Genomic DNA, 21,602 nt, shown 5'->3' on the forward strand with positions numbered 1-21,602 from the left:
GAGGCTAGTAGGATACTTGAAAAAAGATTTTCGACTGAAGATTTTATAACTTACGAAAAAAAATGTGAGACCGACTGGAGACAATTAAACTTCTAAGAATTTGAATTAATAACTGACTCATGAAGTCAGGCCATCAAGAGATGTTATTTTAGAAGTTGTATGTGATAGTTGTGATCAAGTAGTCCAACAATTTAATAAAAAATATCCGAATATTAAAATTGAGGTAATTCATAATAGTGATAATTCTATTTCACCAAAATATTCAAGGAGGTTTTTAAATGGTTTATAGTTATGAAGAATACGAAGAATATATTCATGAAGATTATAATGGGTTAATAGAAGAAAAAATGAGTAGAGGTGAAGCAATAGCAAGAACATTTAATGAGTATGACATGTTGTCTAAAAAAAGTGAAACAGATAAAGCGCTGTTTTGCACAGTAATTTCAGAAATATCACTTTCTCATGAGAAAATTCCATATACTTTTAAGAATTATATGGAACAGTCACTAGTTGAATTGGATTTTAAAGTAATTAAGCAAGAAAATAGTTTAACTTCAGTACAATATATCGATTTAATTAATCGAAAAGACTACGTTTTACAAGAGCTGAAAAAAAAGCCGTTAGATTATTATCCAAGAGTTTGTTGGTATTACGACGAGTTAATAAAAGAAGTTCAAAAATTTATTAATAATTTTTTGATAGAAAATGAAAATATTTATTCAATAGTTACTACTGTGTTGCAACGATTTGGTCGAGATTGTGAAAATACAAAAAGTGAAAAATTCATTATCTATACAACGCTTACTGAAAATTTGTACACCCAAGGATTAACTGGAGTGGATGGTATTGAAGATGTTAAACATGTGTTGCAATCGTTCAGTATCAAAGATGTATCTGATGAGCAATTGACTGAAGATGAACAAGAAAAGTTAGCTGATCGAATTGTAAGTGTTTTATCTAATTTAAAATGAAATTATAGTTGTTTATCTCCAAAGGACAATAAGAAAACTATTTTCTAATTAGACAAATAATTTCTTATTATCTTGAGCTCATAAACCATACATAACAGTGGTTAAATGGGCATTTCTTATTTTTAGAATCATGATTCCTGTGGAAGTACATAGCGTTCTTGATGAGGCAACGAAAAGCAACATTACTATTAGGGATATTAGGTGAGGTTAGTCTTTTCACAGAGTTAAATACTTGTCAAAGTTGCACAAATGTTATATTAGAATTCAGAAAAAACATCTTAATATAAAGTTAAATATCTTTACAAATAATACAGTAACTCAATAAGGGTTAAGATTTAAGGTGGAATGTGCTATGAATAATAATGTTCATTATGAAAGTATCAAGGATTCTGTTGTATATAGTTTTGAAGAATATATAGAAGATGATGGATTTACAGCATCACAATCTGCAGCAAAAGTATTTGAAGAAGATTGGAGAGAGCTAAATTATAATGCTTTTACAAAAACTGCATATTATATTTGTGTTGCAATTGAGTGTTTTAAACTTAAAGAAATACCAGATTTTGTATATGGAAATTTAGGTTTATATATCAATAGTAATGAATTTAAAGGTGATGCTAATAAAGAAGATATAGAAAAGTTATTGCAAGATATAAATAAATGTATACAATTAATGGGAACTGAAGATTATAAGGTTATTGAATCGAGCTTTGGTGCTAAATCAAGAATTGAATATATTCTTAGTTTAAAGCCGTAATTAAACAATAGTAATTGCCGAAATATTACAATTGAAGTTGTTTTATGAAAAATTTATTTATCTCACTAACAAGTACTTGATAGCCTTTTTGAATTGCATCCTAAAAATTAAGGAAATCATAGCTTTTAACGTAATAGTTGAAACTGTGATTTCTTTTTTTTCTTGAGCAACGTGTGCTTTTACAATCTGTGCAGAACGGTAGGACAGTATGGCGAGCGACTGAATCTGAACAGACTTCAAGGCAAGTGGCGACTAAGAGAAATATCCAAGAACCTGAACCTTACTATATTTCTGACGGATGGACATTTAATAGGAGCACAGTTTAGAGGGCTAGACGACGAAGATTTCAACGGAGGCATTAAATTTATTAGAACCGTAGCCCATCGACATTTTTCTGAAAAGTTCACTAAATATATTAGTACACTTACGATAAACTCGTAAAAATTGAAGAATCCAATTGGGTTAGTGAGTTACAGGAGATAAGTTCAGAGTGGGCAAAAAATGATTTAAATCATTTTGCACTATATTTGGATAGCTATGGGTTAAATGAATTTGTCGCACACAAGTTATGCATTTTAGACATCAAGGAAGGCGTCTTAAGTGACGGGGTATAATATGGATTTCTCAAAACTTAGCAAAGAGTTTTCTTACGCGTTACGTTATGCACCTTGGGTATATGAATTTGAGTTGGATAGTCAAGGATGGGTAGACCTTGAACAGTTACTTTCAGCACTACGCATTGCCTGATGGTCGTGGAGTAAGACTTAATCGAGACGGAACATTTAAGGGCTTGATTGACAAATAAAAAAGGAGTAGATAGTTTGGAAAATCTTGAAATTATTCTAGAAGACTTCCGAAAAGAAGAGTTAAATAAACTAGTGTTTGAAGAACTTAAGATTAGTTCACCAGAAGTAAAGTCATCTCATTTCTTTGATAAGAATAGTGGAGATGATATTGAATTTCATCAAATTAAAAGTCTCCAGGAAATACTCACACCTATAGGGACGGGAAATGTATTTCTGAACCAAATAGAAATAGGGTGTAGCTTAAATAATGTTATGATAATATTTTTCCTTTGATAAAGATACAGGGAGAGGAGAAATAAATGGAGTTCGAATTGTTTTTAAGCTCTAATTTAAGATGTAAACCCCTAGCGGAAATTATTCAAAGTATAATAGTCCGGTCTGTGAACGAAGAGGTAACTGTTCATAATAGTGAAGAAGAAATAGTTATGGGTATTAAGTATTTTTCATTATCTCTAGAAATTGAAGATATATCTGACATAGCTTTTATTAGAAGGCATTACGATTTAGATGTAAATGTATGCATTAGAGTTCAATTATTTGGTAACACTTTTTATCAAGGTATAGAAGTTTTTTTTGAAGTTATTGGGAATCTTATGAGACAAGTTGGCGGAAATCTATTGTTTTTAGAAAACGGTTCGGATCAATTACTTAGAAAAGAGAATGGTCAGTTAATTGTCAATAGTGATTTAGATCAATACCAGGTAAAATATTTAACCAAGAGTTTGCTGAGTTTTCTTGAACATTCTTACATTAAAGAAAAATTGCCAAACTAGGCATTTGATTATTATTAACGAATAAAACCATGTTATATAAGATGTTAACATCTACCTGATGATAATTTAAGAATCGTAGATGTATAGGTGGAAATTCCCCCCCTAATTCCCCAGTAACGTCTTGGGAGAAGCTCTAGAATTACTCGTTCAAAAACAAAAGCTAGTTTTAGGAATAATAATCCAATGGGATGATATGAGTTAGAGTAAATGAAATGGAAAGAAGTGAATATAAATTGGCAACTTACTTTATAACTTCAGATATTTTTGAATATCCAAAATCTTATGATAAGATTTTGGAATTAAATTTGGTTGATTTTGATGTATGGTATTTAATGGAGTCTGGGCAAGCGACAAGAAGGTATTTTGATTTGAAAGAGAGATATCCTGATAGGAAATTAATACCTTTTGCTAGACAGGATGTTACTGATGATATTGCTTGTTTTGAAATAGGAAAGGGAACTAAAATTCATTAATTCATGATTTTGCTACTGAAGGCTTTGAACAAAAACATGAATTTGAAGATCTCTGGGCTTGGTTAGAATTTGCTATAAAGGAAATGGTTTTTTATAATAGGTGCGAAGAGGTGGAATGAAAGAAAATATTAAACTGAATTAAGTAAAGTAATTGAGTTTTCAGAGGTTATGATGAGAAAATATGCTAAGTTAAATGTTCCCGAAACAAATATTCATCCTCTAAGGATAACCGATGGATGGAAAGTGAATTATAATAATTTTTTTGAGATAGATCCTCGAAATTTGAAACAAGATGATGATTGTTGGTTTATGTTTACTGAAAATTTGCTACAACTTCATCATGAAAAAGCGTCTATAACTTTGGATTTAGGTTGGACTCCTGATATTTCATCTGATGGTCAATTCCTAGTTTTAATTATGAAAAATATGGATTGGGAAAATCCTATTCAAGAATTCACGTCTAATGATTATAAAAAAGTAATTGAATATATTGAATTTCATTTAAAACAAATTACACGTAAATGGTGGAAATAAATAAATTTGTTGGATTTATTGAAAATCAAAATCCCTAAAAAAATTTAAATATTTTATATAGTTAAGCAACTTGTAAGGATTGAGTTCGGTATTGCGCCACACTTAATCCTTTTAATTTTACTTTAATTCATTTGTAAGTATAGTATTCAGCATACTATTAAGCTCTCCCTTGAAATAACAGAAGTGGCATAACAAAAAAGCTGGCTACATAAAGATTCCAATGGGAACAGTCAACTTTGAAGGCGGGGATACTCTGGCAAAAAAACTGCCATAAGGGAGCACTGTGGGTAAACAGAAGCCAAAACAAGCTTAACCGAGCTGTAAAGGTAGTAAAAACCACAGTAAAAGAAGCTGCCAAAGACTATAAGTCGTTAGACAAAATGGAACCCCTAAAAATAAATAAAGATATGTCTACTAAAGAAAAAATGGTTATGGGAGGGATTCAATAAATCTTTAATAAAAGCTCAAACATCCAAAGGAGCACTTGATGCAACTGTAGATGTAGTGAAAGATGTATACGGTGATCCTGATATTCATCTAAGTTCAGATGGTACAATCTACAGATGGAAAGACTTCGTTTGATACTAATTGGAATATAAAAGATTTTCTACGGTAAAAAAGGTGATAGCTATGTCATTTGAAGTAAATATATTAGTGGTTAATCAAAATAAACCATTACCAATTCCATTTCTCTCTTTTATAGAAGTAATAAATGAAGTGGATGATAAAATGGCTTTGAGGTTGGATTGTACATGGAAATTTATGAGTCAAACAAAAGGGATTTGGTACTCATTAGTTAAAGAAGATGATGGGATAAAAAATGCATTTTTACTTTGTACCTCTGATTTTGAAATAGAGTCAGAAAAATTACCTATACCTTTTTGGATTGACGATGAGGATATTATTTATAACTTAACTCCATTAATTATTCATAAGGAATATATAGAAGAGTTTGAAGCAATATTAGAATTTTTAATTGAACAATCTCCAACTAATAACTTAATGTTTTTAGCTAGATATCAGGGTAGTGATTATGAAATTATTCAAGGCACTATATCACTAAGTAATTTTATTCAAGATTTAAAAAATAAAAAAATATTGTTTAATGTATGCTATATAATCACTAATGATTGAAGTTATCCTTTAATAACCTTGATTGGCAAAATACCTTTCAAGCATATTAGTTGGTTGGTGAAGAAAAATCTAGAGTGAAAGTGAAATAGGATTGTGGAATTAGGTCTACTTTTACATAAAGCAATGCTTATCCTTCAGGAATGGGAAAATAATACAAAGGAGAAATAACCATGGAGAATGTATACCCGAAGTATGTTACTAAGAGTGCTATTGATGGTCTTGTAAAGAAAGTGAAATTACCTGCTCCTGATGAATTTTCACAAGATTGGGAGTATGAGGTGTCGGATTCTTCAAGGATAACCGAATTCTTATACGCCTATGAAAATATCGAATTAAACAAAGACGAAAAATTCGCTTTAATGATTATTATTATTTCATCATTCAATGATGCTATGGTAGAAGGAAAGGCTGAGGAGAATTCGGTTATCTTGATCAGATATCATCTTCTTCAAGATAATAGTATTCATAAGAATACTATTTATTATTGGTCGATGTTGGATGAGGATGATCTGGAAAATTGGCATGCTGTACCATCTTTCATGAGAGAGATTGCAAAAAAGTCCTTTATCTGATGAACAAAAGTGGGATTTAGTAAATAAATTAGAAAAAGGAGAACTGAAAGATGTTTCAGAAATTTCAAGAATATCTAAAGGAAACTAACAGTAAAATTTTTTTGAAATATGATGGTGAAAGAATTAAAGAGAAACATACTGCTGTTCTTTATGATTTGAAAGACACTAATTTATCAACTTCAAAGGAAACAGATTATTTGACAGTTGATTTCTTTGAACTGCTAAAGAATAGAGATATATTAGTGTCTCAAGAAGACTATGAATTTTTTTATATAACTTTTATGATATAAGAGATAAATTATAGAGAAATACGGTAATAAAGTGGTTTTAGCTTTTACAATGGTAAATAAGGAACAGATAGAATATTGTATTTTTTTCAATGCGGAGAAATTATGAAAAGATGTAGTGATTTCGATTTTAATGAAATACTTAAGTTTGTAAATTACTTGTGAAATTTCTGTAAGAGAAGATTGGATGGTTAGATATATGGAGCATGGAAAAAGATTTGTTGAAGAATATCCAGAGATTGGAAATCTGTTGGAGCGTATTTTTTTAAAACGAGAACTTGATGAATGGTACAAGGGAAAATGTACAGAAGAGATACAAATACCTATGGAATTTAGTGGGATTCATGCTATAAAGAAAATACATATAAGGAATTTGATTGGTCCTTCTTCAGAAACAATAATTGAGATGAAAGATTTACAAGGGAAGGAGGGTTTTTTACTAGAGCAAAAAATAAACATTCTGGTTTCAAAATTAACTCCAGTTTATATATTAGATTTTAGCTATAAACTTAGGCATAACTTAATAGACGGGAGTTATGAGATAGTAGGGATGGCTGAATCATTAGAAGTAATACAAGGAGCGAATCAAATCAGAAGAATTATGGAGAATAGAGGTTATATCGAATTGAGTTATCTTTATGATTTCTATGACACTGTTTATGAGTGGCGTGAATTACCAGATATTAAGCCGTTTAATAGGAGATTTACTTTAGGGGAGGCTTTATTTACAGATGTATTAGAAATATGTTAGTTATTATTTGAATAAGTGATTCATCAAAAATAGATGCTTGAATAAATTATAATTTTAAATGCTTATTTCAACTTATACGATGAGGTGGAATAAGCATTTTGTATTTAGAAAAATGATGAGAAAAAATCAATCCAAATATATTTATGGATGAATGACTGTTGGCGCATGAAGTGAAAAAAATTTTTAGGTAGAAAGGATACTATTCAAACACCTGCTTGTATTCGATTATGATGGAGATGGAAAGCTAATGATTTAAGTAGGCAACGAGTTAAGTATTTAAAATCCTGCAGGAAAAGAGTTTTTTTAGGAATATAAGTTGGATGGGGCTGCGACCGATTTTATTAAAAAAGAGTTTGGAGGGTGACTAAATGGCAAGTTATAAATTAAATAAAGGTATTGTTGATAATCAAATATTTGAGGAATTCGAGGAGCAAAAGGGAGTAAGTCTATTTAATCATTCAGCAAATTGCTGTGGTATTGATGATTTTTTAGCAATAGCGTATACACTCTGTCCTGATATAATTGAAATAAATGGGTATATTTTCATTTCAGATTTGTTAGATGCAGAAGGAGAAAATGCATTTGAGAGAATTAGAAGACTCGAAGAACAGTTTAATGGCGATAAAATTAAAATCGAACAATGGGTAAATAGTAGAAGTTTGGGTGATTTCTTTATCGGTAGTTATAATCAGTCTATGGAGAATGATAAAATAATTGATGAATTTTCTAAGGTATTAATATATTTTTGGGGTAAAAGGGTTAAAGAATTGTTTCCAAATAAAAATATTATTATTGAAATAGGGAATGAAATTATGGGTGAATTAGGGCTTTCTATTACTATGTATGAGCAATTGTAATTGTATTTGTATTTAAAGTAACGGCGAAAAAAATCGGCTATAATTGTATGAAGTTAAATAATGGTTCATTTATATTAATTATTACCGTTTAAAATAGAGGTGAGGTTTCATGGGATTATTACAGAGTACTGAGGAAATTATTAACTTATTAAATTATGATTGGACAAATTTAAATAAAAGAGAGACTAGAGAGACAGAGTTAAAATTTAATTCTGCGATTGAAAATTTTAACAGTGAATTAATTAACACTACAGATAGTAAACTTTTAGAACAAATTATAAAAAAAGATAAACAAGATTTCATTTTGCCTATTGAAATTATGTTTAAGACATATCAAAGGCTAATTGAAATAAGACTATATAATGAAAAGATATTATTGGACTTCGCGGAATATTTAAAAATATCTGGACCTGATTGGGATGAAGAAGCAAATGAAATAGTTGAGAACGTAAAGATAAAACAATTAGAAGTAGCTGTCAAAATAGCTAAAACTGTTGATTATAATAAATATCAACACAGGTAAATAATTTTTGAATTAGCTAATGTAATATGTGATATAAGATATCTAACTCCAGAACATGGAATAATTTAAGAAAGTAAAAAGATACAGGAGCTTCAGACAATGTAGTCAAAGGCGGTGCTAACAGTTGAAGATATTTAACCACGTAGAGATAATAGAACGTTTAAAATTACATAGAGTTTGGATTGAAACAATAGGTGAACAAGGTAAAAAGCTAGGTGTCGATGAAATAGACTTTCAAGACTTTGATTTAACAGGATATCCTTTAAATCAAGCATATTTGACTGCGTGCAAATTTGACGGCATGAATCTAAGTAGTAGTGATATGTCCTCATCATTGTTATGTTCATCAACATTTAAAAATACAAATATAGTAAATGCTGATTTTTATAAAGCAGATGTATCTTACGCAGATTTTACAAATGCAAATGCCCAAAATGCAAGATTTGCTAAAACAGATTGTTCTGAAGCAATTTTTTTAAACACCAATCTAGAGAATTCAAAGCTAATTTCTTGTTCCTTAGATCTTACAGATTTTCAAAATGCAAATTTAAAAAATGTAGACATTAGTTCATCTTCATTTGAAGAGACTTTGCTAAAAGGGACAACATTAGTAGGTATTAAAGGTTTAGAGGAAGCTTTTATTAAAAGCATCAATATCGGTACTCAAGAAAATCCAATAATTTTACTGGGGGAAAAAGCTAGAGAGTGGATACAAAATAAAAGTTTAAATAGATAGTCTTAGCAGTGAAGGGTATATAACTTTGTTTGACTAAGTGAAGATGAGCGCTTGACTCTGAATTTCTTACAGGTTTGTACAAAAAAGAACTTTCATATTTAAGTGTGATTAGAGTGAAAAATGGATATATATGAACAAGAAATACACAAAAGATGATCAATTTGGTAGGTGTATATAGAAGATACAAATTTACAATTGAGGATATTAGAAAAATGACTAAATAAGGTGGAAAATGATGTTCAACATGAGTTTCAAAATATTTAAAAATGATAGCGTAGAGGAAATGGAGCTCAATGGGGCAGATGGATATTTTCAATTTGAAATTGATAATGAAACCTATGGTATTTTTATCCCCGAAGATATTGATGAATTTTCAGTTTCTATTTATTGGTGGTTGTATTATTTTTTAAAATCGTTATTAATTTTGAAAACTAAAAGCTATGTTTTAATAAGTGATATTGAAAAGCCTAAGATTTGGATTGAACTAATAAAAGAAAAAAATATAGTGAAAATAAGTAAAGTTTTTGCTGATAAACCTGAAGGAAGTGGGGCAATAGAGACGAAAGAAATGCCTAATTTAATTCATCAGTTTTGGAAAGATAAACAAGTTAGTTATGAGAACCTCAAAACAGTAGTAGTGAATAAATCTAAGTTATATATCGAGGAAATAAGAGTATTAAATAATGAATTTCATAAAGATATTTTAAATTTGGAAAGTTTGATACTAGAAATAGAAAAATGAATTGTTAAATGCTCTTATTTTGATCTTGCAGGGTGAGAAATAGTTTTTTACAAAAGGAATCATAATAACTAGTGAAAATCTTTGGCTCGTGGCGATAACAATGAATAATAATTTGAAACACTATTTTAATGGAACTGAGGATACACAGAATTGTCTTCGGATATCCGATGAATTTTTAAAGGATATTGGAATTGATGTTATATATGGGGGCAATGCTATGACAGTTGTGACCAAACAGAATGGTGAATTTGTTACTCTATGAGAAACGAGTAAGGGTATGGATATTGGTATTCAATTTGTCCTTAATAAAAGGAGAGTTATTATGTTGGAAAAACTTACAGATATCTTTAAGAATAGTTCGATTCAAGATATTTACTTAGTTGGTTTTGTCGATATTGAAGATGGTATTGCAAACTTCTATCCAGATATGCGTTTTTATTATTTTGAAATTGGGGAACAATTTTTAGAACTTGAATCCATGGATCAATATTCAAAACTTAGTGTTAATATAGTTGATTCAATACGATACAAATTTGAAATTGATGAGGACATGCAACCTTGTAAAACCTCAGTAAATCAAATAGTATTGACAGATTCTATGTCTACTAAAAATACTGTTAAAAGTATTATCATTTATGGTTTGGAAGTAAGCAATAGGGAACAAATTATTTGTGATAGTATTCAATTAAACTTAAATAATGGCCAAGAATTATTTATAGACCCATCCTTTTATTTTGGTATAAATATCGGTGGGGCAGAACAACGAATGTTTTGGGTGGAAAATCTTGCATATGGAACAAAGGTTTCCGAAACAATAATAGAAATATAATATAGCGAAATAAAAAGGTTTTATTTGTTTGTAGAAAACCTGATTAGTTAATTTGGTCTCAATTGTTTGTTAAAAAATCAAACAATTGGGTTTTTGTTTATGAGAAAAATCATCAAATAGAGACAATAGAAAAAGCTGGAGTATCAATAGGACCATTTAGTATCCATAAGGGAGGTTAAGTATGATAACTGATTTCAGAGAAATTATCGTTCAATTAGAGTCGCATCGTCTTTGGATTGAAACTATTGGGGAACAAGGAGAAAAACTGGGTATAGATGAGATTGATTTGCGAAATGTGGATTTGTCCCAGTATCCACTAGACCAAGCGTATATAACAGGTTGTACCTTTGATGGCATGGATTTAAATAACAAGGATATCTCGTTATCTTTACTATATTCATCAACTTTTATATCTACAAATTTAGAAGGAGCGGATTTTGGTAATCTAACGTCTCGTATGTAGACTTCACAAATGCCAATATTAAAGCTGCTAGACTTGCTGATAGTGAATGTATTGAAACAGTGTTTGTTAAAGCAGATTTATCAGACGCTAATTTAGTAGCTGCTTTTTTTGACGAGGTGGATTTTCGTAATGCAGTTTTATTAAATGCTGATATACGATTAGCGACATTTGAAAGTGTATTGCTAAACGGAGCTATATTAACTGGAATTCGTGGAATAGAAGAGGCTTTTATAAAAAGTATCAATATTGGAACCCAAGAAAAACCAATAATTCTTACAGGTGAAGAAGCAAAGAAATGGTTACAAAATAACAGTTTAAACAATGAATAAAATTTTGGTAATACACTCAAAACACTTAAAAAACTGACAGATAAACTTTCAAAGGCTATTCAAACTTGAATTATGAGTTAGGAATAAGCCTTTTTGCATACAAAGAAATCAAAGTAGAGAAAAAGAAACATGACGAGTACAAGCAGAGGAAACGCTGAGATAATAAGCCGATACTAAAACACATTGTTTAGCACGTCAAAAGATAAGGGGACTAGGCGGATTCGTCACATTTATGGTAAAGAAAGGAGCTGTTTTCTTCTAATTTTATCTGTAAAGTTGAGTAGAAGTACATATATCTTATTGATAGTCGAGGTAAATTAGTGACAGACACCTAGGGTGATAAAATGTTAATAAAAGGAGTGGAAACGTGAAACTAATTGGTAGTAAGACTGAACACGATATAAGAAAGATACTTGTAAAATCTAATAAATCACTTTTCGAGGGTGAAGAGAATAAAAGATTACTTGAAGTGATAATAAGTTTATATCCAGAAATGAAAGTAGTTTATATTATTGATTGGATACCTGAGCAAGGTGAGGATATTTATAAGTTATTAATTAATAATAACATTATCTTGGAGATTGAATTAGATCGATATAACGCAGAAATTGAACCAATTATTGAATCTAAATCTATTACTCAATATTTACAAGGTCTAAGTAAGCAGAATCAAATTAAATTAGGAGTTGCCCTTGATTTAGCGAATAAATATTTAAATAATATGAATAGTTAGTTAATAATACCGAATCATGCGAGTAGAGGCTCCGTGTCAAGTTGTAATTATTCGCGTACTTGTATAGATATACGACTTACGGTACTGATGGTCAAAGACAAGGGTGAAGTTTCAAAATGGTTACGAGGTTCGACCAGCTGATCTATCTGAAGTACCTAAAATTATTCCATAAAAAGATTAGGGTGTGATATTCATTGTTCAATGATGAAATAAATGGAGAATTTATGGAGTTTAAAGATGCTAATGAAGGAAAATTTACATGGTGGAGCTATGTAAATATGAAATCAGATATAAAAACAGCACTTGGATTTGCGAAATTTTTTTATCCGGATGTTATTGAAGTCGAAGGATGTTTTTTATTAAAAGATAAGTTTTCGGAAAAAAATTTCGATATGTGGAAGAAGGAATGTCAAAATAATAAAGTTAATATAGAAAAAATGATGAACTTATATCAAGTTAGAGATTTTTTTCATATTTATGTTGATGAGGATAAGAACTTAGAGGAGCAAATACAAGCTTTAGGAGAGGTTCTTAAAATATTTTGGTCACTTAGCTTTAAGAACAGATTCCCAAATCGGGAGATAGTAGTAAGTCTATTTGAGGAAGAGGACGGAGAATTATTCATTACTGTATATGAAAGATGAGTAAAATAAAAAAGTATTGATTTGGGGGTTGAATCCGAATGTAGATTGTATCGCCATGAAGTATAGCGTCGTCCAATACTAAGAAAACGAGATTAAGACCAGATGACATTTTAGTTAGGATTACTTAAATTGAAAAAAACAAATGATTATATACCTTATATAAAGTGAGGTGATTAATTTGAAAGCGCAGCATATACAAAGCGAAATTGAAACTATACATTATTGGGATGCAAGAGTATTGCAAATGGACACTAACTTTTTTGGTGACGAGATTACTATTATGTTTGAGGACACAGATTATAATGTAAAATTACTATTCACTGGTTGTTCAAAATTTCTATTTATTACAAGTGTAGAGGATAGATTAAAACCTTTAAAAGAATTAGCTAAACCTCAGATTCCTTATTTTATTCAGAATATTGAAATCAGTGAGGTGGAGTTTGAGGATGAAAAAAACATATTAAAGTGTAATATTTTAATGCCACCATTAAATGTGGAAGTTGTATGTACTGATATATTTATTGACAAAGTATAATTAATAACCTTAATTGAGATAAGGTACCGTGATAGACGCCCTATTCTACAGCCAGTTAACGGTATTGAATCGGCGACTGGTTTTAAGTATGTTAGAAATTTACTATTAGAAGAGGTGAAATTATGGAAAAAGAACATTGGCAAAAATGGCAACCTTTAAATGAGTTTCCTAATAAAATTTGGCTAGAATGCCTTTTGCAAGATAGGAACGGATTAAAAATACAATTTGAAAGTAAAAATGACGAAAAAATTGATATTATTTTTGGAAAAGCAGCTTTGACTTGTAGAATGACGGATGAAGGGGATATGTTACAATCTAGCAATTATTGGTCAGAAGAATACGGAGATGACTTTTTTACATGGCCTATATATAAATCAAACAATTCTTCATTTGTAAAATGGTTCAATGAAGAGAGTTGTGAAAAATTTGCTGATAAGAATATAGAGCATTATGTATTTATTACCGAAGATGATATTATTGAAGTAATTTCAGCAATTGCACCACAAATAATTATTTACTAGAATTTTGCTAGTTGTGCTACCATCCTTTTCAAATAAATAAGGTGGGGTGCCGAATAAAACGCTTGTTATTTATATAATAGGGATAACCCATATAAAGCCTATATAAATTTTTATCAAATTATTTAGTGCGAATAACAACCATTAAACATATACCTTATTTAATGCTCTTTCATACTAGTAAAGGAACCATTTTTCATCAATTACCACTACTTCGATGTTTAAAAAGACAATTTTTGTTTTCTCCCTACCTTATATATTTTTTCGCGACTTTACATACGATAGAACGATTACTATGGCAAGATGACTACTGCACTCCGATTAAATCTTGCCTGTCAATACCTAGCACTTTGCATACAGTTTCTAATGTTGAGAGACACACCCTACTGTATGAATAGACATGGCATTTCCCTGTAAGTCGATGTTTTAAGCGCACCCAACACACAAAATTAAACAATCTAATGTGTTTTAAAATCATATTGCTAGGTGATAAAAAGGACCATAAAGATAAGGTGATTTAAATAAATATTTCTGTAGATATTCTTAAGCAAAACAAAATAAAGTACGATTGGCTTACGCTATATGTAGGACTAGAACTTGATCTAATAAAATATAGTGACATAACGAATTATGCAGTTGAATTTCTGACTAACCATCCAGAAACAAGTAATCAAAATGTTATTCAGCTAGCTTGGGGTGAGGATGATTTTGATTACAAAAGTTTACTAGTAAATATATTTAACGAGTTACATTTCAATGACTTGAACCTAGGTGCTGATGTTTGGCAATTTGAAAAACGAAAATGGAGATTTGGGATGTTGGCTTATTTAAAAATGAAACATCTAGCTGATTTCGAGGAGTTATTAAACAAAGTTACTGAAGTATATGCTGATTTTAATTATCCGGAAGATATGGATAGTTTTATTAATTATCTCCCTCCGAAAGACGGGTATAATCCTTCACAATACTCAAAAGATGAGAATTTAGCTAGATTAATAAACTTATTTAATGACTTTCTAAACAAGGAACACCAATATTTACAAAACGATATTATCTTTTAGGTTATAAGCTTGATTAGAAGCGGGTTGCAAAATATTTGTAACTGCTAGCAGAAGAGGTGTACAGTAAGCATTCTCTTATACTGTTGGCTAATACCAATATCACCTTCGTGGTAAAAATATCTCTATATATTAGTAAAAAAGCCATGAGTGAAAAAAATAAATATGCAAGAAACTATAATGGAAGACTTGGAAAAGAAAATAATTGGAAAAAGTATTCAATCTTGATTCAGTTTATGTTGCAGGTAATAATTTATAGACCCTAATTTATATGAAGGGAGGAAATGTAGTAATAGTTGATAGCAAAGGCAGTTCAAAAGGAAATACAATTACTAACTATGGAACAAAGGGAGAGCAAGTGGTGCTGAAATCTTTGGTGATAAACCCACAGACGGATAACCAATCACACAAGACGCAATTGTAAATGGAGCTTTTCCAACCCCAAGTGGGTGGACCATGCAGCCTGCTACGCAAATATTACCATGAAAATATGAAAATAAATATTACTAATAAACAAATTATAAGTAATACTGATGTAAGATGGTACTTATCGAGTCAAATTATATGGATTGGTAAAGAGAAAAATTACAACGAAATTGAAGTATTAAAAAGTAAAAGTTATGGAAGTTTTGATTGGCTGTGGACTGATTCAGATACTATATTATTTAATATGGAAGATTTGAATTTTATAGGAGCGGTAATAAAATTAAATGAACCAATAATGGTGAAAAAGGAAAAAATGGATAAAAGCTTATTGGAAGAGAGAGATGGGAACATTAAAATAAGTGAGGAAAGGAATTTCAAATGTAGTTTATCAGATTTTGCCGAGTACTATATTGAAGAGGATATTTTACTATCCTATTCTGAAAAATGGGATAGAGCAAACCTCTCCATTGAAATAAAGATAACCTCAGACTTTTCTGTTGTTTTACAGAATAATGAGATGATGGGAATTTTGATTTACAAGGCCATTGACCATTTATTACCAGATGCGGTTTACCAAGTCAATGCAAATGAAAATATCGAATCGAACTTATGTATGAAGCTAGGTAGATTTTTTGAATTAATTGAAAAAATCGATAACGATGATGATTTAACTCAACATGGAGAATTAGAATTAAAAAAAGCCTTTTTAGAAATTTACGAAGAAGTATTGCCCTATAATGAACTAAGTTATGTTGCATTAAAAGACACTATATTAAATGTAGTTGACTATTTGTGAGATCGGAAAAATTACCAATGCACTCTATGATATTGGGTGGGCTATAAGTCCTTGTATTTGAATTAATAACTCATGAAGGCTAACCCATCATGAGGTGCTATTCATGAGGTGCTATTTTAATACTAATGTAATAAAAGCGAGAATAGGAGAGATGACATTTTACTTACAAGGGCCACTTATGAATGTCATATGCAACAAACACACGAGATTTAAGCATAAGGATTTATTCATTACACGTGCCAAGCGTTAAAAAAGTCATACTGTTATATGAAAATAATAACTTATAAAACTTACGAATATTAATATGCTTAAAAAATATATAAACTTAAAGCACTTGATTGCCGATAAAAGGCGACAAGTGCTTTTTCGTATTTTCATATAAGATGATGACTATTTAAATAGTGTACTAAGTTCTTATACCCCAATGATTAAAGTTCCGCTTTATATTTTCCTCACACGGTAAATCTAACTACTAAATTTCAAATTTTCCCGATCTTCAGGATTATTTTTTTGTTTATTCCAAATAATAGAACTTATGGATGTTGACTTTTTATCTACGGTTTATTAGCATATTTAATGATGAAAATAACCAATTAATGGTTATATTGCCATAAATGTATTTATTACTGGAATATTACTGAAAAAAATTAAATTAATAACAAAATGGCCTGAATAATCGTTGTTATTTAATAGGAAAGCGAAAATACAAGGTCAACGAATAAAGAATCGACATAAAGGAGCGAAAACAATGAAATTTATGGATGAAGAAGTTATTGAGATGACGAAACATGCAAGGCAGAAGAAACGAATGGAGAACATCGAAAGCCAATTATTACATACTGATATTGTGAAAGCGATTAAAGATGGTCAGCTCATGATTGAAGATGAAACGATTGAGTTTAAAGAAATAAGTTTTTATGAGGATCAAATCCGGATGTGCATGCCTGCAACATTTGACGTGATGGAGCCTGAATTAATGGATATTAAATATCCTTCCAGTCGTAGACCCGATTATATTTATACAAGCGAAAGTACGTCCATCAATGTCACGCTGAAAATCATGGAACAACAGGTAAAAGAAGAGGAATTAGAAGACTTCACAGAGGCCATGAGGAACATCCTTCAAAAAACGCAGCCAACTACGAAAATGTTGGATAGCGGCATGAATGAAGTTAACGGTTTACAAATTGGTTACTTTGATTTTATTTCGCCAGCACTAGATAACAAGATTTATAATTTAATGTTTTTATTTATTGTAGGCGAAAATGTGACGATGGGCTCGGTTAATTGTTTGAAAAAAGAGATGAATATTTGGAAACCTATTGCTTACGGCATGATGGAATCTATCTTGGTTGAAAACAAATTATTAGATGGAGAAGGTGTTGGCGAATGAATAAGGAAACAGCCTTAACGTATAAAGATATCATCGTGATGCCCTATAATATTCGTGTCAATCAAATCGAAATTACGCAACAAATGAATGAGCATGCTACTTTGCATTTAACGGGCGTGATTCCAGATGAACTCGAAGATTCCTATGTATATATGACCGATGCCGAAACGGCTATTGAAGTATTGCAAATCGGTAGTGGTGGACAAACTATTCCTATTTTTAATGGGCTGGCGTTAGATGTACAAGTGAAATCGGTTTTGGGTACCTATTATTTGGAGGTTAAAGCCGTTTCACATACGTATGTGTTAGATGTGAAGAAGATAAACCAAACCTATCAAAATGCGAGTATGCCCTATAGTGAATTAATAAATGCATGTATTGCCGATCAAAAAGGTGCAGATTTCATGGATTATGCCTCAAAGGGCGCTACTATTGGTCGTTTTACGATGCAATATATAGAGACAGATTGGGAGTTTCTTAAACGTATGGCATCAAGATTCCATACTGGCCTGGTGCCAGATACGGTTCACCCAGCCGCAAAGTTTTACTTTGGTGTTCCGTTTCAAGCTGGAGGCACGCAAAAAATGGAGGCCATTAATTATCGAGTTAAAAAGGCGATCGGCAATTTCCTTGTGTCCAGTAAAAATCATCTCGACGGTATTACCGATAGTGACTATATGTACTATGAAGTAGAATCGTTTCAACCATTCAAAATAGGCAATGAAGTGACGTTCCAATCAAAAAAATTATTTGTCTATAAAATCTTCTCAACTTTAAAAGATGGCTTGTTCAAGCATATCTACACGTTAACACCTCAGAACGGCTTCAGTGTTCATACTACTTATAATCAAGCTATTATTGGTGCCTCCATTCAAGGCAAAGTAATTGATGTTGCGGGGGACAAAATTCGTATTCATGTTGATTTCGACGAGGGTCAAGATAAAGATACAGCTTATTGGTTTCCGTATTCAACGATCTATGCATCAGAAGATAATACAGGTTGGTACTTCATGCCGGAGCTCTCTGATAATGTGAGAATCTATTTCCCAGGCAATCGTGAGGATGAAGGGATTGCGATTAGTTCCGTATCAAAAGCACCACCACAATCTAGTTCGATGTTAGCAGCGACGAACCCGCCTAGTCCAGGTGGCGGTGGAAGTGCCAGTGGCGGAGGCGGAGGTGGCGGCGGATCAAGACCTGCACCACCAGAGGATAGTCGCCAAGATCCAGCGCGGATGGCTGATCCAGATGTCAAAACGCTCAGAACGAAGCACGGTAAACAAATTCTACTTGCACCTGATCGGATTGTCATATCTGGTGGAGGATTAATGATTTCGCTTATGGATGATAATGGAATATCAATCATAAGTGATAAAAATATTACCTTACAAGCAACAGATAAAGTAGCCATCAATGCGAAGCAAATTATGATTAATGCGACCGAGAAAATTGAGATGACTTGTAAAGACAGTTCAATCAAGATGGAAGACAAAATGGAGATCAAAGGAACAGAAGTACGAGCAAATTAGTGAGGATGTGGACGCATGAAACGAGAAGAAGCATTACAGCATTTTATGGATGAATGCGTGTCAGTTCATATTAGCCGATTACAAGAGAAGGTTGATCGGCAGTTTCGCCAAGAGAAGGAAATCTTATTAAAACCAATCATTAACGCACTTGAACAGCTGTTTGCCAATATTAGAAATCAGCAAGAGCAGGGAAGGTTAGCGCCAGTTGCCTTTATTCATCTATCATTGCTGCGAACATCATTACTAGATAATAAGTGTACGTATTTGCTAGAAGCGTATGGAGAAAAATGGTACTACGATTGGGGAGAATGTACGGCCCAGTATGAAGCGGAATGGCTTAGTGAGGCGATTATAGATTTACACAAAACGCTTGAAAAAGAAAGAAAACCATATCTCGCTATACAAGCAGCTGACGTTCGAGGAATTATTCAACAGACTGTGATTCTGTTTCACCAGTATATCATTCAATTGGTGCGCTATCTCTTCCGCTATCAACAAGAAAGCGTACCCGAAATAGATTTCCAACGAGCAGCGTGTTTACGATTTCGTGTCGGGGAATATAAAGGATTTAGTGAAGATGTTGCGATGCTGGACGAACGGGAACGGGCGGAACAAAATCTTGTCTCATGGTTAGGGAAAAATGAGACGGATAAATCGTATACGTTTGAAAATTTCTCAAGTCTACAGTTACAGCAAAAACTTTTCGACCAAATGGACTTTTCTTATGCGGATTTCAATGGCAGTGACTTAGAAGGGGCTTCATTGAAACAAAGTGTTTGCGTCGGTACTAGTTTTGTAGATTGTAGCTTAGCGAATGTTGATTTTTCATATGCAGCCATTCAAGATGCTGATTTTCGAAATGCCAATTTAGCAGGCGCTAATTTTACGCATGCACAGGGAAAAACACTGATGCTTCCGGATGATGAAGTTGCGTGTTACTTAGGCACTGATTTCAGTCATGCGAATTTGGAAAATGCAAAATTTGAGTTTGCACAGATTGCAGGCGCCAATTTTACAGGTGCCAATTTAAAAGGAGCTACCTTCTTTAAACGCGATCAAGAGAAGTGTCTATTTAGCCCAGACCAGATAAAAGACATTCATTGGATTCATTAACTTTGAAATCAACAGAAATGATAGTTACAGGAGGAAAAAATGGAGTATTTTATTGTTCGGCAAGATCAAAGCATTACAAATCCAATTATTCCTTTCAAAACAGACCTCGATGATACCTTCGTCTGTTCATCTGTATTCGGGGAAGTAATAGAAAAAGAGAATGCGGTATATCTGGATTATTTAGAGAAGCCTCGAAGAATCGTATCGGATGATTTGAAAGGGTTGTTAGTGAAATACGAGGACAACTTAGAATTTACAGCCATTGTCTTTACGGATGTGAAGAAAGGAACACAACGCGTGCATTGGCTTATGGACATTGTAAAGAAGAACTGTATTTCCGATGAGACGATTTATTATCCAGACGGACAAATAAAGGAGCTCGTAATTGACCCGAAGAAAGTGGAACTGGATTGTATTTTTCAAGTCGACGGCAAAAAGGAATCATTCACCATCGTCAATTTAGATGTGGCAGAAAGTATGCTACGACGACCATATCTCGGGATTCAGCTGCAACGAGTAAAACTACAAGGACGATAGATCATTCTAATAAATCATGGCTCATTATCAAAAGTTGTGGATGACATTTGTTAATGTTCATTTATATAAGTTGATTGGAGTGGAGACTGGGCGACTCCTTGGGGATTAGCAATAGGGGAACGAAGACTAAAACCATCACATCCTGTGATAACGCCTTCGTGACCAACATCGTGTTGGCCCGAGACCCTGGAGCAAAGCGAAGCGGCTCATCGGACGCCCCCAGGAAGCTTTGCTCTGTGCGAAAGCGAAGCGACAGCAACAAAGCGCCCAGTCGGAACGGAAATCAACTACACGCTATGATGATAAGCCTAAATCATTCCAAAACACTGTCGTAGTTTGAAACAGTGTTCAATCGATATGAAAGGAAGGATAGTTAATGGCTCAAGTTGTAGAAAGTTTGGAAACAGAAGGTTCGGAACAAGAGCAATTTAGTTATGTCGTTCATGGAGCAATCATTTCATGTGAACATGGTAGCCACCTCAATTATTTAAATTTGCCGCAAGACCACGGCGTTTATATTAAAGAGAAAGCCGTCATGAATGTAGGGGATCGAAACCCTGATAACATCCCAACCTTTGGTGTTTGCCTAAAGTTAGAAAAACCGTGTACACCAACATGCTCTATTGATTGGATGGAAGGAATGGAAAATGTCAATATCGAGGGGAAGCAAGCGTTATTAAGCCGCTGCCATACCCAATGCTCAGCAGGTGGAGGCAAAATCGAAATTATTCATGACGGTCAAGAGGAAGTAGAGATACCGAAACAAGGTTTTTAAAAGACAAG

The 21,602-nt window shown here is 32.2% G+C and carries 30 protein-coding genes and 1 pseudogene; all 31 read left to right on the forward strand.

Features of this window, described 5'->3' with window-relative positions; translation table 11 throughout:
• Positions 1-145 precede the first annotated feature (145 nt).
• Positions 146-289 carry a deaminase domain-containing protein gene (locus ACMZ42_RS20885; RefSeq protein ID WP_369814362.1) on the forward strand — a complete coding sequence of 48 codons (144 nt, stop codon included), beginning with the start codon at positions 146-148 and terminating at the stop codon, positions 287-289.
• Positions 279-971 (forward strand): Imm3 family immunity protein, encoded by a 693-nt coding sequence (locus ACMZ42_RS20890; RefSeq protein ID WP_415732655.1) that lies wholly within the window; start codon positions 279-281, stop codon positions 969-971. Before ACMZ42_RS20885 ends, ACMZ42_RS20890 begins: the two co-directional genes overlap by 11 nt.
• Positions 972-1,323: 352 nt before the next feature.
• A complete protein-coding gene (locus ACMZ42_RS20895; protein WP_415732656.1) occupies positions 1,324-1,728 on the forward strand; it encodes a hypothetical protein in 405 nt (134 codons plus the stop codon).
• A gap of 600 nt (positions 1,729-2,328) precedes the next feature.
• Entirely contained in the window at positions 2,329-2,475 is a 147-nt protein-coding gene (locus tag ACMZ42_RS20900; protein ID WP_415732657.1) for a hypothetical protein, read from the forward strand.
• A 74-nt stretch (positions 2,476-2,549) separates the two neighbouring features.
• Entirely contained in the window at positions 2,550-2,807 is a 258-nt protein-coding gene (locus ACMZ42_RS20905) for a hypothetical protein (protein WP_415732658.1), read from the forward strand.
• A gap of 26 nt (positions 2,808-2,833) precedes the next feature.
• Complete coding sequence (locus tag ACMZ42_RS20910) at positions 2,834-3,307, forward strand: hypothetical protein (protein WP_415732659.1); 474 nt, start codon at positions 2,834-2,836, stop codon at positions 3,305-3,307.
• Between the two features lie 212 nt (positions 3,308-3,519).
• Positions 3,520-3,899: pseudogene (locus tag ACMZ42_RS20915) on the forward strand (hypothetical protein).
• Between the two features lie 52 nt (positions 3,900-3,951).
• Positions 3,952-4,314, forward strand: a complete 363-nt coding sequence (locus ACMZ42_RS20920; protein ID WP_415732660.1) for a hypothetical protein — start codon at positions 3,952-3,954, stop codon at positions 4,312-4,314.
• Positions 4,315-4,550: 236 nt separating this feature from the next.
• Positions 4,551-4,763 (forward strand): hypothetical protein, encoded by a 213-nt coding sequence (locus tag ACMZ42_RS20925; RefSeq protein ID WP_415732661.1) that lies wholly within the window; start codon positions 4,551-4,553, stop codon positions 4,761-4,763.
• Between the two features lie 181 nt (positions 4,764-4,944).
• Positions 4,945-5,448 (forward strand): hypothetical protein, encoded by a 504-nt coding sequence (locus tag ACMZ42_RS20930; RefSeq protein ID WP_415732662.1) that lies wholly within the window; start codon positions 4,945-4,947, stop codon positions 5,446-5,448.
• Positions 5,449-5,618: 170 nt separating this feature from the next.
• Positions 5,619-6,020 (forward strand): hypothetical protein, encoded by a 402-nt coding sequence (locus tag ACMZ42_RS20935; protein WP_415732663.1) that lies wholly within the window; start codon positions 5,619-5,621, stop codon positions 6,018-6,020.
• A gap of 50 nt (positions 6,021-6,070) precedes the next feature.
• Positions 6,071-6,310 (forward strand): hypothetical protein, encoded by a 240-nt coding sequence (locus tag ACMZ42_RS20940; RefSeq protein ID WP_415732664.1) that lies wholly within the window; start codon positions 6,071-6,073, stop codon positions 6,308-6,310.
• Between the two features lie 196 nt (positions 6,311-6,506).
• Positions 6,507-7,058 (forward strand): hypothetical protein, encoded by a 552-nt coding sequence (locus ACMZ42_RS20945; protein WP_415732665.1) that lies wholly within the window; start codon positions 6,507-6,509, stop codon positions 7,056-7,058.
• Between the two features lie 368 nt (positions 7,059-7,426).
• A complete protein-coding gene (locus ACMZ42_RS20950) occupies positions 7,427-7,915 on the forward strand; it encodes a hypothetical protein (protein WP_370080715.1) in 489 nt (162 codons plus the stop codon).
• 109 nt (positions 7,916-8,024) lie between these two features.
• Positions 8,025-8,438, forward strand: a complete 414-nt coding sequence (locus ACMZ42_RS20955; protein WP_415732666.1) for a hypothetical protein — start codon at positions 8,025-8,027, stop codon at positions 8,436-8,438.
• 124 nt (positions 8,439-8,562) lie between these two features.
• Positions 8,563-9,174 carry a pentapeptide repeat-containing protein gene (locus ACMZ42_RS20960; RefSeq protein ID WP_370080717.1) on the forward strand — a complete coding sequence of 204 codons (612 nt, stop codon included), beginning with the start codon at positions 8,563-8,565 and terminating at the stop codon, positions 9,172-9,174.
• Positions 9,175-9,409: 235 nt separating this feature from the next.
• On the forward strand, positions 9,410-9,916 hold the full coding sequence (locus ACMZ42_RS20965) for a hypothetical protein (RefSeq protein ID WP_370080719.1): 507 nt from the start codon (positions 9,410-9,412) through the stop codon (positions 9,914-9,916).
• 322 nt (positions 9,917-10,238) lie between these two features.
• Positions 10,239-10,745, forward strand: coding sequence for a hypothetical protein (locus ACMZ42_RS20970; protein WP_415732667.1), 507 nt, complete (start codon positions 10,239-10,241; stop codon positions 10,743-10,745).
• Positions 10,746-10,926: 181 nt separating this feature from the next.
• Positions 10,927-11,208: a pentapeptide repeat-containing protein gene (locus tag ACMZ42_RS20975; RefSeq protein ID WP_370079700.1), complete on the forward strand. Its 282-nt coding sequence runs from the start codon at positions 10,927-10,929 to the stop codon at positions 11,206-11,208.
• Between the two features lie 59 nt (positions 11,209-11,267).
• Positions 11,268-11,537 (forward strand): pentapeptide repeat-containing protein, encoded by a 270-nt coding sequence (locus ACMZ42_RS20980; protein ID WP_415732668.1) that lies wholly within the window; start codon positions 11,268-11,270, stop codon positions 11,535-11,537.
• Between the two features lie 367 nt (positions 11,538-11,904).
• Complete coding sequence (locus tag ACMZ42_RS20985; RefSeq protein WP_415732669.1) at positions 11,905-12,270, forward strand: hypothetical protein; 366 nt, start codon at positions 11,905-11,907, stop codon at positions 12,268-12,270.
• A 194-nt stretch (positions 12,271-12,464) separates the two neighbouring features.
• Positions 12,465-12,914, forward strand: a complete 450-nt coding sequence (locus ACMZ42_RS20990) for a hypothetical protein (RefSeq protein WP_415732670.1) — start codon at positions 12,465-12,467, stop codon at positions 12,912-12,914.
• A 169-nt stretch (positions 12,915-13,083) separates the two neighbouring features.
• On the forward strand, positions 13,084-13,449 hold the full coding sequence (locus ACMZ42_RS20995; RefSeq protein WP_415732671.1) for a hypothetical protein: 366 nt from the start codon (positions 13,084-13,086) through the stop codon (positions 13,447-13,449).
• Between the two features lie 122 nt (positions 13,450-13,571).
• Positions 13,572-13,970, forward strand: a complete 399-nt coding sequence (locus ACMZ42_RS21000) for a hypothetical protein (RefSeq protein WP_415732672.1) — start codon at positions 13,572-13,574, stop codon at positions 13,968-13,970.
• Positions 13,971-14,506: 536 nt separating this feature from the next.
• Positions 14,507-15,028, forward strand: coding sequence for a DUF2247 family protein (locus ACMZ42_RS21005; RefSeq protein ID WP_415732722.1), 522 nt, complete (start codon positions 14,507-14,509; stop codon positions 15,026-15,028).
• A gap of 421 nt (positions 15,029-15,449) precedes the next feature.
• On the forward strand, positions 15,450-16,247 hold the full coding sequence (locus ACMZ42_RS21010) for a hypothetical protein (protein ID WP_415732673.1): 798 nt from the start codon (positions 15,450-15,452) through the stop codon (positions 16,245-16,247).
• A 748-nt stretch (positions 16,248-16,995) separates the two neighbouring features.
• Positions 16,996-17,640, forward strand: coding sequence for a hypothetical protein (locus ACMZ42_RS21015; RefSeq protein ID WP_415732674.1), 645 nt, complete (start codon positions 16,996-16,998; stop codon positions 17,638-17,640).
• Complete coding sequence (locus ACMZ42_RS21020; RefSeq protein WP_415732675.1) at positions 17,637-19,169, forward strand: phage baseplate assembly protein V; 1,533 nt, start codon at positions 17,637-17,639, stop codon at positions 19,167-19,169. The genes ACMZ42_RS21015 and ACMZ42_RS21020 overlap by 4 nt, the downstream gene beginning before the upstream one ends.
• A 15-nt stretch (positions 19,170-19,184) precedes the next feature.
• Positions 19,185-20,282, forward strand: a complete 1,098-nt coding sequence (locus tag ACMZ42_RS21025; RefSeq protein ID WP_415732676.1) for a pentapeptide repeat-containing protein — start codon at positions 19,185-19,187, stop codon at positions 20,280-20,282.
• A gap of 39 nt (positions 20,283-20,321) precedes the next feature.
• A complete protein-coding gene (locus tag ACMZ42_RS21030; protein ID WP_415732677.1) occupies positions 20,322-20,819 on the forward strand; it encodes a hypothetical protein in 498 nt (165 codons plus the stop codon).
• A gap of 376 nt (positions 20,820-21,195) precedes the next feature.
• Positions 21,196-21,594 carry a DUF4280 domain-containing protein gene (locus ACMZ42_RS21035; RefSeq protein WP_370079728.1) on the forward strand — a complete coding sequence of 133 codons (399 nt, stop codon included), beginning with the start codon at positions 21,196-21,198 and terminating at the stop codon, positions 21,592-21,594.
• The last annotated feature ends 8 nt before the right edge of the window (positions 21,595-21,602 follow it).

This window comes from Lysinibacillus sp. NPDC056185 (assembly GCF_047737915.1).
Lineage (GTDB): Bacteria > Bacillota > Bacilli > Bacillales_A > Planococcaceae > Lysinibacillus.